Raw genomic sequence first — 17,088 nt, 5'->3', positions numbered from 1 at the left:
GTATAGGTGGAGCGCGATCTCCACAGTTAAGTGACTTACTATAAGAGTAGACCCACAATATGGAAATACAAAAAATTTTCAATACCACACCAAAAGCCAAAGTAACATTTAATTCATTGATTTAAATATGATTTAAATCCAAAGCAGTGGCTACACAGAATAAAAACAGTTAAAAGAAAAAAATTTTTAAAATGTCTATCATCGCATAGTGTTGAAGTCTGCAACCCTATCTTTCGGCAATACTGCCTAAAACAGAAACAGATAAGAAGAGCTGTCGCGCAGCCGACAGCTCTATTCAGAGTTGAACAAGCCCGAGCGGCTTCTTTATAGTAAATTGCAGTTTTGATTGTTGGGTGGGGATGGGGTTAGCCTTTTTTGTAAGGACGAACAGAGCTATGGCGTGATTCAGAGCTGCATCACGCCCGTAATATTATGACTTTGAAAGCATATTTATATATACCTCCTAGATTTCAGATTGAGGCCATTATCCTTATAATGCCTGCCTTTCGGCTAACTCGGTCGGTTGATCCCCACGCAAGCCATATCGTGTTGACAGCAAGGGCACGGCCGCACTATTTTTCGTTTCACAGTTTTCCCTATTGACGGGGTGAGATATAGCCCAGATAAAAATAGCAACTGGATCTGGATGCGCAGTTGCCTTGTGTTCCTCTCAGGAAACCATAGTCCCTCACGCGCTGCATGCCTTTAGGAAGGACATGTTGCAGCATAAGCCACAGGAACTTCAGTATCGGCAGTGTCCGTATCTTTCTTTCATTAGTTTGACCGTCAAGGTACCTTCACCCAAATGGAGATAACATCATGGCCCAGCAGTGACGTAGTAACCAGAAATTGTTGGCAATCTTGCGCCAATTCGAAAACAGCCCCCTGATTCAGTGGGAGTTTTGCCGGCGACATGACATCAGCCCCTCAACCTTCTTTGACAAACGGTGCTTGTTGGAATGCGCCAGTGAAATCAACAGGGCGGGTTTGTTTGGACAAAAGTTGTTGAGTAGACAATCCATTATCAAGTTGCTAAACCTGTTGCGTCCTATATGTCGCTCAGTGATAACGATGTTGAACTGAGTATCCCTTAGGGCACGCCGGCCTCTTATATGGCAGAACTTATTGGTGCGCTTTTATCATGGAAGATTTAACTTTATTGTCGCTGCACATCTTTGAATACCTACTTGATTTATCATGGTAAGCATTTAACTTCAAACAGATAAATTCGGCGGTGTCGTATTCGTAGCGACTCGCGGAATAGAAAAGGGAGCAGAACATAACCACAGTTATCAGAAGAGATGGCAGGCCTGTTGTCTTGTCATTATGTTTGTCGTTTCTGATGTTATCGATGCCATGGGTGTACACCTCGACAGCAATGATAACAATACATAGGATGAGTGTTGCGATTAAGACGATTCCTGAAGTTGCCGCCCAAGCATTGTGGAAGAAGACATAAAGCGCAAAGGGGACCACTATCAAAACACAAATCCTTTGAGTGAGAGTACCTTTGTTTTGATTGGCAATGAAGCCGATTGAAAAAAACACCCCCATACAGGAATATACAAATGTTACAAAGTAGTTAATAGCTATCGAGACAAGAGTTAACTCAGAGATGACGATACTCTCAATTGAGAATAATGAACCGGCTAATAAAACGAGCGCTCCAAAAAGACCAGCGACACAAGTCATCATGATAGCGGAGCTGATTTTCAAGGTTACATGGAAAATGCGGTTATGCAGGGTCATGAGTGCCAAAAAGATTGAGGCAAATAGAATCGTGCCAAGTGTGATTGGAACCGCTTGGCCGAATAAAGATTCAAGGAGTGGTGTAAAGCGTAACTGACCCAGAACGGAACTTTCTACGATGAAGCCTTTTTTTAGAAGAACGACCAATAAAGGACCGATAACAAAAGCCAAAAATACCATTGTTAAGGTGGCTTGGAGTGTTTCCTTAATGTCGTTCAAAATCTTATATTTGATTGCCGATGGGGTAGCCTCAGTGTCGGTCGGCGAATCTGACTTTTTCTGAATACCTGCGCTGCCTTGAGGCTTGGTACCCATTTTCGTATGAGCTGATTGGAATGCTTTACTTTGTATAGAGTTATCTTTCATTATCTTCATTTTCAATAAGTTTGACCGGAACAATATGTATTGGACCAATTTCAGTGTCCGAATGCTTCTTATGACAGGTTTTTGATTAAAACTGGCAGAAATTTCCAGTCAAATTCTGTAATTAATGATGACATGTACAAATCGGGTTTGCTAGATGATCGCATAAAGGAATTGATGAAATTTTAGAGTTTTAAAAACAAATTTTAACTTTTTAAACTATTTCTAGTGATTTTTGGGTCGTGACGCCAATTTGTTGAATTAACATCTATAGAACTTACGCTCTATGAATGTACCTATAAGGCTTTGTTGACAAATCGTACTGAACTACTTTCTACTATCGCGAACTGTTCTGGTATACCTTGTACCGGACGTGATAGATGAGTAAAGCAACTTAGCGAACGTACAACTGGAAAAAATATAATCAAGCACTTATCAACCGAGGTTCACTCACCTTTTGGGTCGATGAAGAGGCTATTGAAGCCTTATTTAAGCCTGGAACTGTTCAGTTCACCATGGACGTCGAGGCCGAGGTTTCCAGTATTCTGATACAGCAATAACGATCGTACTTATGGTGAAGAGTATCTTCAGCTTATCACTTCGTTCTCTGCAAGGTTTCGTGGACACGGTTTTCACCTTAATGAATTTCCCGCTAAAGTGCCAAGACTGTCGATATCAGTATCAAAATTCCTGTCAGGGGCGAAATTCGTCACCTGGCCATTGATTCAACTGGCCTTAAAGTATTCGGCGAAGGTGAGTGGCACATGAAAAAACATGGTAAGGACAAACGACGAATCTGGAGAAAATTGCACATTGCCGTTGATGCCGATACTCATCAAATTGTCGCGGCCGAACTGTCCCTTTCTAATGTCGCTTATGGTGAAGTACTACCAGGGGTACTGAAGAAAACTGACCAAAAGATTAAAACTATATCGGGTGACGAAGCTTATGATTCTCATCGGTGGTATCAAGCTATTATGAGTAAAAAAGCTAAAGCATTGATAACTCCGAGGATTGGTGCTACATATTGGGAAGATGGACACACAAGAAATTATGCCGTCGCGAGCCAACGAATTCATGGCTGTAATCATCATTGGAAGTCCACTTCAGACTATCTCTCTCGCTCAATCTTCGAGACCGGTATGTCTCGTTATAAGAAACTGATAACCCCCTCGTTGTCCATGAGAGAATATGATGCACAAGTAGCAGAGTCTTACGCAGGTATCAGAGCATTAAACAAACTCACAAGGCTAGGTATGCCTGAAACTCGGCGAGCAGATTAACAACTAGTAAAAGCGGGAGTTGTCTGTTCAGAGTCTGAATTGATCAACAAAGCTCTTGAAATCCCACAAATCCGTCTTAAAAAGGTGAATCAAACGTAGTAATCACTTTTTCTCTGAAACCGCCAAGGAATTCAAAGGAACAAAGGGAGGTGCTATTTTTTAATACTTGGTTACTTGTTAGTTGCTTTGCTTGATCAGAGCGTGATTCGCTTGAGGTTAGATCAAACCCAATATCCAAGGTGGTAGTCGCTGTAGTTTGCAATGCATGTTTGTCCCTGTTTCTCTTGAGGGTAACTTGTTCAGAAGTTATTTCGTCAATGGTTTCTTTAATAATCACGGGAATATCAGGCAACTCTTGTTCGATACGGTGTGCAAAGTCAGTTAGCTGTGGATCTGCAAAAGTGTAGAGCCACGCTTCTTGAGTAATTGCGTTGTTTACTCTCAAAATCCGCCCCAGAATTTGTCTGAAGTAGAGTTCTGTTTTTACTTTGCTTAGATGGCAGCATACTTGAAGCCTTGGGATGTCAGTCCCTTCACTTACCATTCCAATACTGACTATCCATTCCGTGTGACTACACCGGAATTGATCAATGGTTTCTGAGGGGGATGGTTGCTTGTAAGTTACCAGTTCTGCCGTTTGGTAAAACTCATCGCGTAATATCCGAATAATATGTGAGGCGTGTTCAATCGATGAAGCGACAACCAAACCACCGGCATTAGGATTTGATTGCCGAATCTCGGACAGTTTTTTACAGCCGAGACTTAAGATATAACGGATGGCCGTATCATTAGTAATGATGGATTGATAAGAAATAAACGAATCATTTAGAAGATCTTTGAAGCTTGTGAATGTTTTAGTTTGGTTATCTCCGTTTGTAACTGATAACTTCTCATTGTCTATCAACACAATTTTTGGATTGCGGCAGACACTATCACGTACCGCCTCTTTCAAGCCATAGACATAATCGCACTGGATTTGTCTGTCAGGGTCAAGATAGCGAGAAAGTACGATAGGTGCGTTGTCAGAGCGCCATGGTGTGCCAGTTAAGGCTAAGGTGTATTGAGCCTGAGACTGAATGTTAAGGATAATTTCTTCACCCCAAGCATTGGCATTTTCAGGTGTTGTGCCGGCACAATGATGGATCTCATCAAAGATGACTAATACACGGTTATGCTTCAGTATCTGCCAAAAATCACTTTTAAAAAAAAGCATGTTTTGATAGGTATATGAGCAACCAATTGCACCTATGACACCATCAAATCGGCAATTAAAGCGATGGGAAAACGTGATTTGTATACTTTGAGATACATTTATGGAGGGGGAAAAACATAGCACGAAATCAATGAGATTCTGCTCATGTAACCTTCCAGCAATTTCTGCAGCCATTACCGTTTTTCCTGCCCCTGGTGTTGCAAGACACAGGAAATGTTTATTGCTGGCTTCGAAGTGATCGAGAGCACGTTCAACGCACTCTGACTGCCATTGTCTTAGCTTCATTTAACTTACAACTTTTTCTGATGAGTCAGAACGATTTTTATGGCTTTTATTTGGCCTAGTAGCTTTGAACTATTTTCACGAGCTTGCAGATATTGCGATTCCAAGTGCTCTTTCATTTCTGGAAAGGATTCGTACAATCGCATGTATTCTTCCGATTCACCGATACTTGTCAGTAAGTCCACTTCACACTGCTTTAAGCGCTCTTTGAGTTGCTGAATTACCGGATCCTTACACTCATCGATATGACCACAATTGTTTATTTGTCGAACCGGTGAGGCATCCTTTGGGTGAGGCTGTAGGTCCGATTCATAGAATAATGCTGTTTTCTTATATCTAGAGTCTCTTGCGTTATTTGCGCCATTCTTTTCCAGCAAACCGCGTCTTTGTAGACGCAGGATCTGTCGATAAACAATCTTTCGAGCCTCGGTCGTATCTAAGTGATTGTCAAACTTAGACAGATAAGCATCTCGCATTTCGATAACAGTAAAGTTATCAAATTGATCATCCATCAAGATGAAGTAGAGATACTGATTAATTTTAATGGGTTTGTTCGACATGACAGTGTCCGTTACAAGCCTTATGCACCTTTTTGAATCGCTTGGGAAACGCTCTTCAATGAATTTGCGGATTATAATCCGTGGCTTTATATACCGCAACTTTGGATAGTTTTCGTCTTTTGAGAGACGAAAAATGAAAGACTTAGCTAAACGATTTGGCGAGAAACTACGGGTAAAAAGAAAAGAGATGGGCATTTCGCAAGACAAACTTGCTTTGTTAGCAGACATCGATCGTAGCTACGTAGGTCGGATTGAGCGTGGTGAGGTGAATATTACGCTTGAGAAGGTTTACCAGCTTGCCGAAGTCTTGGCCTGTGATGTTAGAGAATTGCTTCCCTGACCAGTGCGTATTCCGGCCCATGCTGACACAGGGGGATGTTAAGTGTTCACGTTCAGCCGGAATAGGTGTTCAACTTCGCTGGAATACGCAATAATATTCTGAGCAAACCACTTCATTATCTATCAGCTCAAGCGTGACAGGAACGTCGCTCTCACCTGCTGTGCGTTGCGTCAACTCGGTTCGAGGCATATATAGCTTAGATTAATTACTCCAAAGCAAGGTCTGTTAGTTCTTTAATGAGGGGGGGGATACGGCTCACTTATGCCTCATTTCACGTTGGTGTTACTGATCATTCTCACGCTGTTCACGTCCATTTGCCATAGCAACTCTATGTGATCATTTTTAATATGGAAAAAATCACCCATAAAAACTGAAAGCATGAATTTAAATTTAAAATTAGAGATATAAACCACATCCTATTTTGATTTGTGGTCTTTTTGCTCCTATCAAGGTCTCAGAAAGTTATAGATTTATTCCACATTTACTCGATATTCTGTTCGTGGTGACCAGCTATAGTCATTGAGCAGAATAGAAATGTGGAAAAATGTATTGATAACTCACTTCATTCCGTTTTCAGTGAGATCTTTCCTTGATGAACGAGCAAACAGAATCGTTCGTAGTCATGCTGGTAAGCATAAATAGGATGTGGCGCTGCAGATCCAGCCAGATAACATTCGAAAGCAATCTGCAAGTTGGCTGGAAGATCTCGTGGATCTATAACGGTGAATGGGACATTTGGCAAAGTAAAAGGCGTGAGTGTTGGCAGTGGTTGTTTGTCTTGTGTGATCATGGTATTAGGCTCCTATGTTGCTTCAAACCTATGACTTCTTGCTCAGACAAGCAAGGGGAAGATGGTTCATGAGGGAAAGTTTCAAACTTTTATTCCACATTTATTCAAAGAGTATGTGGAGTAAATGTATGTTTAGGATGGTAGATAGTCTTGAAGCCTGATCGGTTCATATTGATGAGTTCTAAAGCCGGTTAACTCATTTTCTCCCAAACCTTCTTAGCCTGCTCTTTACTCCTTTCATGTTACTTTTAATTTAACTAACTTTTTCTGATGTAACAAAGTGACTACTAAGTTAGTGGCGATGTAGGTCAACCGGCCCGAAAATTCTAATTATGTGTGTAACTAATTAAGGAAGGTTTACAACACCATATTGACCTCCCAGTGTAATATGCTTAATCCCTTTGTGTTAATTTGTACTGACTCGGACGCTGTCAGTACAGTACGACAAGAACTTACACCTTGTCTGCCTTTTCTAACTCATTTCTACACAAGAAATGAGTTAGTTCCGGTGTAAGAGCAAACAACGTACGAGGACGTTTTCACTAAGCATATAACAAACATCAAGACATTGAATTTAAACACAATTACCAACTGTTTAAAGCACCGGTTACCGACTCAGCATTTATCAATTCTGCCATCACAAGTACAAGTGTAAAGTTATCCCAAGTCGTATAACTCCAAATAACTATTTACAACATTGCTAAGCTGCTATATTGTATAACTCAAGATAACATGTTTGAACTTGGAGGGAGTATGTTGTATCACGTAAGATCAAAGCCGCACAATATTAACCGTGAAGCAGAGTTTGTATCTGGAAGGGTTTCTATAGGCTGGCCTTGCGGGCGAGATTTAAGAGGGCTGAGCAGGAAGGAGTTGGAGGACATTCTCAACGAGCAATACAAACATCACATGAATGCTCACAACGTATCGCAGGTTGAGCAGTTTTTGCATATTAAATCGGGGTCCATAATTTTAACGCCCTCAGAAGCCGACAAAAAAGAAATGCACATATTCCGCACTTTGGGCAATGTAGAATACAACAGTGAGAGGGATAACAACACAGATGGAGATCCCCATGGCGTAGCAGTTGAGTTGTTAATTACGGTAAAGAAATCATTACTTCCAACAGGCGTACAAAGCTCACTTAAAGGTGCTAAGAAAACGGTGTCTAACTTCTCCAAACACGCTAGTGCTATGAAACAGTTTCTAGAAAAAGCAGAATCGTTAGAGAAACCAACTGTTACCACTCAGTTTGAAGTTCAAGAGAAAGCTAAAGAAATACTGATTGATGCTCTTAATAGTGATATCGAGAGTATTAGAGTGACCGCAGCAGCAGCACTGTATCAACCTTCGTAATTCGCTAGGGGCTTGAGAGTGTTGGATCTGGTCGTGTTGATTAGCTGATAGAGTCAGATTCTGCATTTGCTACTACTGTTCATAACGTACCAATTAGCTGATTTCAGGGTGAAATACTTATGTCCACCTGCTGGATTGGTGCTAAGTCTGTCGGTAGTGATTTCGAAAACAATATAGAAGAAAATAATGAGTTTAAAGAACAACCTAATTAAACTAGTTGACGCATTGTTCGAGGCTAACTCTCCGGGCTTTGATTGGGGTTCGGAGAAAACGTTCCCGGATTTCTTAACTACGGATAACGGATATCAGATACATTTTAGTTCATCAGCCAGAGAGTACTTAAGAAAGTTGGCACAAATCCTTTGTGAGAACAGACTCGATGGCGGGGTAAAGATTGAGCTACCATCTTACATACAAGTAGTTCGCAAAGTAGTAGCCAATATGCTTTCAGAAGGGCTATTTGATGGCTCTCAATGGCATGAGGATAGGCAGGCTATCAAGGAACTGAAGAAACGGATTGATAGCCAGTTAGATAAGATAGCAAAAGAGCATACCCATTATTTTCCAGCATGGACCTTTCATATGGAGCGTAGTGGCCCCATTGAAGTCGGGCCAGTGAAGATAATGACCAGAGAAGACTGGTTGGATGAAGTTGATTTCAGCGAGAATGCCAAGCGACGATTCGGTTTAGAATCAGGAGGTGGAATCGATTGGAAAGCGTCTGTTAAAGAGGCACTCAACGATCCTCGAAGTGACGTTTCTCTGCCGGACAGTACAGACTATATCTATGACGCAATCAAAGTCTGTCATACTGTCGTTGGGGTGACTATTTCAGGGTACGAAGCAGTGTATTCTGAAAGGTTTGCAAAACTTGCTTGTAAAGCAGCGCTAGACTCAATCTCTTTGATAATTGGTTATCAGGATGCATTTCTGCAGCAATCTCTCTACGGTGAGCGCTTGCCACCAATTAGAACTTACACTTTATTAGAGACTAATGGATACCTGCATTTGCCAGGGAGTGCACTTAGTAAAAGAGTGGTTGGTATTGATGGTGACGCTGTGCTGAAGGAATTATCTGACTTTCCTATTAGTACACAGGATATTGGCAGGATACTTGAAGGAGTGATAAATCCGGATAGTAGCCCCTGGCCAAAGCTCGCTTTACGATGGACAACAGCGCTTAATTGGCTTGCAGAGGCTTGCCGAGAAGAGAGTGACCAAACAGCTATAGCTAAACTTGGGACCAGCCTAGATGTCTTAGCTTGTGGCGGTAAGCATAGTGGTATTGCTGATATGGTTGCAAATTTCACTGGCATTGGAAAGAAGAGCGTGGTGAATAAATCAACGGGGCAAACCCTTAGCAGTCTTATTCGAGTGATCTATGAGGAAGGACGTTCTCAGATCCTTCATGGCACAAACATAGATAGGCTAAAATCGCTCAAGCAAGAACGTGCTGACGCATACAATGTAGCTCGTATTTCGTTATTGGAAGCTGCACATGGATTAATGACTTATGAAGGGCCTGATGACGACAAGGCTTTCAGAACAATGACAGCTCAGGTCGAGCAACAGGAATAATTGAAGGGTTACAAAAGGCTACCTGTTGTGCTCACTAAATAGAAAAGTAGAAGCATAATAAGCTATACCGTTAATCCGCACTTCAGGTAATAAGGCAGGGCAATAGCATGAAAATCACAACGTAACGGGAAATCAAGCTGTTACAGTCTAGGGCTGGAATAATCCTCAGATCGTAACATATTGATTATACGCGTAATTTCATTCTTCGTGCGTTTGCCCTGGGTAACAAGGCCCTCCAGCAGGTGGCTGGAGCTGTTACCAAATTTGCCGCCAGCGGCCACTGCTGAGGGCGGCGTTAACCATCCGAGTTACCCAAACCTTACTAGTTAGATCAAAAGCACTAACAAATTTCTGTTCCAAAACGTTTATTAAAGCCGACTATTGTTGGCTTTTTTCAGTCAGAAAATGTTAGCTATTGAGTGCACATATTGGTAGCGAAAGCGCAATGTTAGATTGTGATTATTAACAAATTTCTCATTTTATTCACGTGCAGTATGTGATGAGCTTTACCGAGGGATGTTGGAGTTCCTATATGTTTGCCAGAACAATAAAACTGTCGTTTTTTAACGCATTTACCGATAAAATTGAGTTATTTAAGTGTGACATGGTTTTATTATATGACAAAGTTGACTTATTTATCAGGATATTCCCCTCAACTACTTGAACAAGTACAATACCTTGTTGACAGTGAAAAGTTAGGTGTGTATTTAAAGAAAAAATACCCTGAAAAGCATAATATTACAACAGAGAAACTGTTATACAACTATGTAGTAGATTTACAAAGAAAGTACCTAAAGAAGTCACCCCTTATTAGTAAAGTCAGTTACGATAAGAAAATTCATGCTGTTCATAATGCGCTTGGTTTACATACCTTTGTATCTCGTGTTCAGGGTAGTAAGCTAAAAGCTAAAAATGAAATTCGAGTGGCTCAAGTCTTTAAAACTGCTCCTTTAGATTTTATGAGAATGATTGTAATTCATGAATTGGCACATTTAAAAGAAAAGCAGCATAACAAATCCTTCTATAACCTTTGTTGTCACATGGAGCCTAATTATCATCAGTTGGAACTGGATATGCGTTTATATTTAACGCATTTAGATATGTTCGGCCCAATATATAGTTAATTATAAGGTAATCATTAGAGCTGGCGTTTTGTATCTAAATACGCTATTTATTTAATAGAACAACATTATCAGCATGAGTATTAACAACTTTATCCATTGCAGCTTCCCTTTGTTCTTCTGGGATCATAAGCATTAACTGTTCAATCATTTTGACATGCTTAGCTGCTTGCAACGCTAAAGAATCTGCATCACGCTTCGCTTGCTCATGGTGCTTTTTCTTTAACTTGGCCTGATTCGTGCCGTACTCTTTCGCTTTTTTCAGTTCCGCTTGTAACACGTCGATCTGAGTGTTTGCTGTATCGCTTTTGGAGACTCGTACATCAAGCGATTTTTGCTTTATGAGTTCCATAATATCTTTGTGATTGCGAAGCGCACCAACGGACTTTCCAGCTTCTTTTTCAACGGTACTGTAATTTACTTTTAACTTACCTTTTTCAGCTTTTTTTCTAAGCTCAATATTTTGGGGGTTCCCTGCAACCAATCTCTCTAAGGCATCAAGTAGGGCTTTTCTTGTTGCATCTTTCATCTTTATACTCCAATGTATGGTATTAGCATATTTGTGATTTCTTTGGGATAGATAACAGGTTCATAATCCAGCCCTAAATCATCCATGATACGCTCTGCTGCGGTGATTTTTATATAACACTCAGAGGCCGATTGAGGGGTTAATTCATCGTGTAGAATGTCGTAGTGCATGTTCTCTTCCGCTTCTTTTCTTTTTGCCTCAGCAAACACTGCATCTACAATATAGTCATTATCACAATCCACACACTCCAACAGATTAACCTGTGTGCGTAAAGAGCAATTTGTCGATGTACAGTAAATGCCCGGGGCAACAACATGTACATGTCGTTCTCCTTTACGCAATTTATGCTCCCAGTATGCCAAAGTTAGCATGTCATTATTTCTTTTCTCAGTGAATAGATTATTTTCACCTTCTTGCACTCTTTTCTTGGCAAACGCTTTTCCTTTACCGCCAGCTACACGTTCTTTATTTGCCAATCGTTCATAAATATCGAGATAAATTTTGGCTTTTTGGGTGATTCTTTCGTCTTCAACTTCCTTGTAGGTACTCTTTTTAAGCTTCTGAAATTTACTGGCATTCTTGGCGTAGTGCCGAGTCATCGCTAGTGATACATGGCTAAATTGCTGTTTAAGTTGTGGGAATGAAAGTAGTTCATACCCTATAAGGTAGTATGCAAATGAGCGTCTTAGTTGATGGTTTGTAAAGCTGAACGTCCCACCAAGCTTATATTCAGTTTGTTTAGGGTCTGATACCTGTAAGTCTTTCATGTCATCAGAGGTGAGTTCTAATTCAGAGGTAAAGGTATGCTCAAACCAATTACGAATATTATTGCCTAGTGTATTCTTTGTCGTGGCTGAATGCTCCCCTTTAACTCTATGAAAAAAAAGTTGATTAGAGGAGGCCTGTGTTTGCCTAAGTGGCCGATGAATAGCATTTAACACTTCATACGCTTTATTGCCAACTTCTGTTGTGACAAAGCTGTCTTGCTTGGCTTGCTTACCTTTGGTTGTTTTGGATAAATCCGCATTAAAGGTGAAAATCTTCTGCCCTGAAATGATTTCATTAGTACAACCGTTTGAAGCGTGAAGGTGATACAACTCATCAATCCGCATTCCTGATAACGCCATGACTAGCCAGCTACAACACGCAGAATAATTAGATAAAAAATTACCAACGTCGTCTAAGTTTTTCAATGTTTGACCTAAAATGGTGATATTTAACGGTGGCAAAAATTTTTCGATATGCTCAGTTCTTATGATTGGTCTATGGGCCTTTATCGAATCATAAATCTGCTCTAGAGACGGTGAGGCTAGCTTTTGGTATTCATCTTTAAATATTCGGCTATTTTTATGGCCATTGTGCAAATACATAGCCTTACCTTTTTTAAATACAAACTCTGCGTAATGTTGATACAGGTTATCTTTAAATCTCACAAGGGAGTGGGACACAGATTCAATTTTATCTCGAATTGAATACAAACGCTCCACCTGCTCAGTAGCATAGTTCAAGGCGCAGTAGTAGATGCGTTGCGGGATAACCGCGTATTGCTCAGGCTCTTTCAAAGTTAAATTAAACTCATTGGCAATAAGTGTGCGCTTGATATTCACATCAAAGGGTAACCCTTCTGCTTCAATCACCAACTTATTAAGTGCCGAATAAGTTGGTTGATAATTAAAATCAATACCAACATCACCTGCTATTATCCATTCATCCAGCAGCTCAAAAGTGATATCAGAAAAAGAATTCATCCCTTCATCGAGCAGAGCTATGGAGAATTTCTTGAGTTGAGTAAGGGTTTTTACGCACGTAGCAAACGAATAATCCCTTGGGGATACCCATAGCATTTTGAGGATAAGTGCTTTAAGTTGGTTTCTGAGGTTACGCTCTAACACGTTATCACTAATAGTGAATGATAATGTACACTTTGTTGAAGCATTGGGTTCAAAGAACGACTGGATATTCCAAGTGTCATTGTTTATCTTACCAAGCGATTTACCGCCTGTTGTAAATCCAATATCCATCCTTTCTAGCACGTCCCAATCTCCGAGAGCTATTACAGACGTTAGAACATCAGCTAGATAGTTGGTGTGAGTGCCGACATTATTTTGGGCTTTCTTGATAGACTCAAAGCGCTCTACATTATTAATTTTAATCATGATTAAATCACTCCATCATTGATAGATATAACCGCATGATTCATGCTGATTCTAGGGTGTCGTCCATCTCTGATGAAACACTTAAACGCTTTCTCTAACACATCAGAGCTTGCACCTTCTAGGGTGTATTCAAATGCAGCAATTTTCTCCTGAACTTCATCCTTGGCATTTGGATAACGGTCTAGCGCTTCTTTGAGTACGTCAATGTATGAAATTAACTTATAGATAGAATTAGATTCATCAACCGCTTTGGCTGATTTGCATTTGTAGCACATATCAAATTCAGAGCAGGGTAATTCCATTTCCATCGACTTATTTGTCTGTCTTTGCGTTTTCTTCCCACTAATGAGGTCTTGTTGGCCATTACAGGAAATGCCATTAGGGTTAGTCTTTGTCTTCTGTTGCAACCATTCATCATGCGCTAACATTGCAATTTTATGTTGTTCTCGAACATGCGTTTTTGCGTCGTTGAGAGAGTCTCCTTTGCTGATACGCTCAAGAACCTGTATAGCTTGCGACAAAATCAACTCGTTTAATTCTGGATGACCATTTGTGTAGTGCCTCTCAAGGGTAGCAAGTGTACTGTGCAAGATATTTTTGACGTGACTTAGATACCCATCTCGATACTCTTGATGACTCGTTGTTTTTCTAAAACGACTTGAGGAGAGGTTAACAAAATACTCATTGGCAAAAATGCCAATTGAAGGCAAGAATGTCGGCCCAATCGGATTCAACCCTTCCCATTGGGTTGGCTTTGAGCCTGTTCCTGTTCTCAATAGATATCGAGCTTGAGTGCTGCGATACTCACGGGACTCACCCCACTTTTCAATATCTTGAACCAATTTTAGATAATTAGCAGGAATCGTGAATGAGCCCTTTTCATCATTATCATAGCGTGAAAATGAAACGGTTATATTCCCATCTGATTTTGTTTCTGAGAATGAAAGCGGAAGAACAATACCTTTTAGTGAAGCATCTGAAAAACAAGAAAAAATGAGGTAGCTGATTTTTAACAACTTAGCTGACTTCCAACTATTGCTGATAGGTTTCTTTGTTTTTTTAACTACTTTTCTTCCAAAATTATTAATATAAGTGCCCAATTCAATAGATTCGTTGTTGAGCCACAGTGAATAGAATTGCTCACTAAACCACTCAATATTCGAGGCTCTATCGCTTGTAACAAGGTTTAATGTCGAGGTTAGAGCTCTGTTTAAGACTGCCAAATCAAACCTATTATTGGGTTTACCATTACAGTCCAACATATAAAGTATCTCATCGGTATTCCCGTAAGCTTTCGACAATTCAGATAATGCCTCGATGAACGCCACACCATCGCGCTTCTCAACATCAAACTCCAAATCATCCATTTCATTACTGACTATTGAACTAACATCTTTGTTTGCCCTACGCTTGAACCCTGAGATTTTTATGGTTTTTAGGTTCTTATCTCGGTTGCTTATATTTACTTGGAGTGGGTGGCATACCTCTCTAATCACAGAGTCATTGAGTGACGTGAAGTAACAAAATAAATGATAGGCAGCCCCCATCGCCAAGTTAAACGCTGAGTCGGTACGTGTTTTACCTTTTCCATTTTTATTTTTGCTGTTTAGCGAAGTTGAAAAGGATAATGTTTCTACTTTGCCGTTAATGGTGATTGGTACATCCAAATATTGAAAACTAGAATCTTGAAATTCTTTTTTTATGACAATAAGCTGAGATGATAAACCGAAGAAAAGCTCACTCAGTCGGCTGACAATCATTTGTTCATCACGCCTAGAGTATGCTTTGAAAGGTGTTTTCTCTTGATAGAATGGTTTGCACAAGTGCGACCAAGACTGAAAGTCTATTCCACATAAATTTAATGCACAATGTAAACAAGTTTTTTTAACACTAGCACTATACTCTGTTATTCCGATGTCATCGCCATCAGCATACTCAAATAACCGCTTTGAGGGGTTATACTGTTTAATTTGATGACGAAGTTCACCATCATTTCCAACGAATGCGAGATATCCTTCCTTTGAGAAAGGTTCTACGCCTTTATAATCGCAAAAGGAGATATAGTTAGTTAACACTACATAATAAGCAGCCATTGATGTGGGAGACAAATTGCCATTATCAAACCTATTATATGCATTTTTTGATAAAGAACGAAGATAACGTAAGCGACTTCTTATTTGCTCATTGTCTTTATCACAACGAAAGTGAGCTAAATGAGAAATATCAAAGTCACGCACTTTTTTGTCTTGTGGATCCTTGTAAGGAATCATCAAAGAAATTGGTGTAACGTTTGCTGTTGGATTGGTCACTTTAAGTAGCTTTTTATTTGCTCTCGCCAATGGACTTTTCGCCATATTACCAACCTCTTTGTAACTTCTCGTTTTTTCTCTTAGCAACGACTAATTGGGATGCTTCCTGGTTCATGTACTTAATGTATTTCTCTGTCGTAGAGGTTTCTTCATGTCCCATCAACTCTGCTAGTTCGTCCATTAAAAAGTCGTAACCGACTTGTCGAAGCGCGGCTTCATGTCTTAACCAGTTTGTCGCAAAAGTAGCTCGCAAGTCATGTGGTCTGTAATACCACCAAGGATAGTCATTAACAATCCAATCGCGAAGATTATTAAAATGTACCTCTAGTGTATTAGTTGCGTAAGGCTTACCTTTGTTGCTCAGAAATAGGTAGTCCGTATCATCAAGGTCATTATCTGTTTGCCTCAGTGCAACACGCTTGGTGACATTCTTCATGCGTTGCTCTGAAAACTTATAGATCTCAAGCTCTTCATACAAGTCAACGGGCACTTGTAGTGTTCTAGGCTTACTAAATTTCGTTTCAGTTATTTGAATTGGTACTTCATCTAAGCCATCTGTTACCATTTCACCAATCTGATGCGCAGGGAATTTGTCTAACTCATCAATACGCAGACCTGCTCTTTTTGATAACCTAAACATAAGTGGAAACGGGTTAGGTAGTAGAACTACATATTCCTCAAAGATATCTTGATGCTGTAGCGTTAAAGGTTTGAGTTTTTTATGCGCCTCTGTTGACTCCGCTTTAGGGAACAACTTCATGATGTTAGAAACTTCAACTTGGCGGGGTTTACTGTTCTTTTTTGTATGAGCCAACATATCATTATGGTTGATTGAGTTATCAAAACCAGTGGTTACTTTACTGTAATGGGTGACAACTCTCTCATCATCTTTTTGTAAGTATCCTTCTTTGTAGAGCCACTTATAGAACCCAAGAACAGCATTCATATAGCATCTAGCGGTGCTGAGGGCGTAGGCTTCATTACCATCTGAGTTCCTATGACGACAATTAGCAATCAAAAACTCTGCAAATTGCCAAGGTGCGCCTTCTTCTTCATATTTTGAGAGGCTCTTATAGGTAAGATTTTGGGGACGAATGATCTCACCATCCTCATTTTCTTGTGGGTGATGAGTACTATCAAGCCAGCGAGTATAGGTGAGTAAGGCTAACGCTATAGAGCCAGTATCATCTACCTTGCCTTCACCTCTAAGCTTTGAGACCAAATAAAGTGATTGTGGGTATACAACAGTACCATCAGGAGCAAGAAGGATTTTTGTGGTTTTATGGTATGACTTTAAAGGACTGGCATCCAGTTCGGGAATAACACTTATTTCACCAGTATTGGCGTTTACTTTCCCTTCAAGTTTAACTTTAGCTAAATTATCTATTTCAACTTCCAATAATCTAAAGTCACTATCTTCAGCAGATAAGTTACTTTGTTCTCTAGTTTCTTCCACGAT

11 protein-coding genes and 2 pseudogenes are annotated in these 17,088 nt (G+C 40.1%); 5 read left to right on the top strand and 8 right to left on the bottom strand.

Annotated elements, in window-relative coordinates; translation table 11 throughout:
* Positions 1–510: 510 nt before the first annotated feature.
* A pseudogene (locus C942_RS25780) lies at positions 511–797 on the bottom strand (transposase); the annotation flags it as partial.
* A gap of 325 nt (positions 798–1,122) precedes the next feature.
* Positions 1,123–2,115, bottom strand: coding sequence for a hypothetical protein (locus C942_RS03625; RefSeq protein ID WP_036798621.1), 993 nt, complete (start codon positions 2,113–2,115; stop codon positions 1,123–1,125).
* Positions 2,116–2,546: 431 nt separating this feature from the next.
* Here C942_RS03625 and C942_RS03620 point away from each other — a divergent pair.
* Positions 2,547–3,395: pseudogene (locus tag C942_RS03620) on the top strand (IS5 family transposase).
* 76 nt (positions 3,396–3,471) lie between these two features.
* On the opposite strand, the gene C942_RS03615 reads toward C942_RS03620, so the two are convergent.
* Together C942_RS03615 and C942_RS03610 are read right to left on the bottom strand one after the other, a co-directional pair.
* Positions 3,472–4,893: a DEAD/DEAH box helicase gene (locus C942_RS03615; RefSeq protein ID WP_007462583.1), complete on the bottom strand. Its 1,422-nt coding sequence runs from the start codon at positions 4,891–4,893 to the stop codon at positions 3,472–3,474.
* Between the two features lie 5 nt (positions 4,894–4,898).
* Positions 4,899–5,450 carry a hypothetical protein gene (locus tag C942_RS03610; protein WP_036798619.1) on the bottom strand — a complete coding sequence of 184 codons (552 nt, stop codon included), beginning with the start codon at positions 5,448–5,450 and terminating at the stop codon, positions 4,899–4,901.
* 133 nt (positions 5,451–5,583) lie between these two features.
* On the opposite strand from C942_RS03610, the gene C942_RS03605 reads away from it, so the two are divergent.
* The 4 genes from C942_RS03605 (at position 5,584) to C942_RS03585 (ending at position 10,638) form a co-directional block, all read left to right on the top strand.
* The gene (locus C942_RS03605) at positions 5,584–5,790 is read left to right on the top strand and encodes a helix-turn-helix domain-containing protein (protein ID WP_036798617.1); all 207 of its coding nucleotides are present in this window, start codon (positions 5,584–5,586) and stop codon (positions 5,788–5,790) included.
* 1,543 nt (positions 5,791–7,333) lie between these two features.
* Positions 7,334–7,936: a hypothetical protein gene (locus tag C942_RS03595; RefSeq protein ID WP_157372543.1), complete on the top strand. Its 603-nt coding sequence runs from the start codon at positions 7,334–7,336 to the stop codon at positions 7,934–7,936.
* A gap of 186 nt (positions 7,937–8,122) precedes the next feature.
* Positions 8,123–9,514 (top strand): hypothetical protein, encoded by a 1,392-nt coding sequence (locus C942_RS03590; RefSeq protein WP_007462574.1) that lies wholly within the window; start codon positions 8,123–8,125, stop codon positions 9,512–9,514.
* Positions 9,515–10,131: 617 nt separating this feature from the next.
* Entirely contained in the window at positions 10,132–10,638 is a 507-nt protein-coding gene (locus C942_RS03585) for a YgjP-like metallopeptidase domain-containing protein (protein WP_007462570.1), read from the top strand.
* 43 nt (positions 10,639–10,681) lie between these two features.
* Here the strand turns inward: C942_RS03585 and C942_RS03580 are convergent, their stop codons facing one another.
* Genes C942_RS03580 through C942_RS03565 form a run of 4 tightly spaced genes read right to left on the bottom strand, consistent with a single transcriptional unit; the run spans position 10,682 to position 17,085 of the window.
* A complete protein-coding gene (locus C942_RS03580; protein ID WP_007462568.1) occupies positions 10,682–11,164 on the bottom strand; it encodes a hypothetical protein in 483 nt (160 codons plus the stop codon).
* Between the two features lie 2 nt (positions 11,165–11,166).
* Complete coding sequence (locus tag C942_RS03575) at positions 11,167–13,320, bottom strand: hypothetical protein (protein WP_007462566.1); 2,154 nt, start codon at positions 13,318–13,320, stop codon at positions 11,167–11,169.
* Between the two features lie 2 nt (positions 13,321–13,322).
* Positions 13,323–15,674 (bottom strand): hypothetical protein, encoded by a 2,352-nt coding sequence (locus C942_RS03570; RefSeq protein ID WP_007462564.1) that lies wholly within the window; start codon positions 15,672–15,674, stop codon positions 13,323–13,325.
* Between the two features lies 1 nt (position 15,675).
* Positions 15,676–17,085 (bottom strand): tyrosine-type recombinase/integrase, encoded by a 1,410-nt coding sequence (locus C942_RS03565; protein ID WP_007462562.1) that lies wholly within the window; start codon positions 17,083–17,085, stop codon positions 15,676–15,678.
* Between the last annotated feature and the right edge of the window lie 3 nt (positions 17,086–17,088).

The organism is Photobacterium marinum (assembly GCF_000331515.1).
GTDB lineage: Bacteria > Pseudomonadota > Gammaproteobacteria > Enterobacterales > Vibrionaceae > Photobacterium > Photobacterium marinum.
Note: the sequence above shows the minus strand (reverse complement) of the source record. Positions and strands in the feature narration are given on the sequence as shown.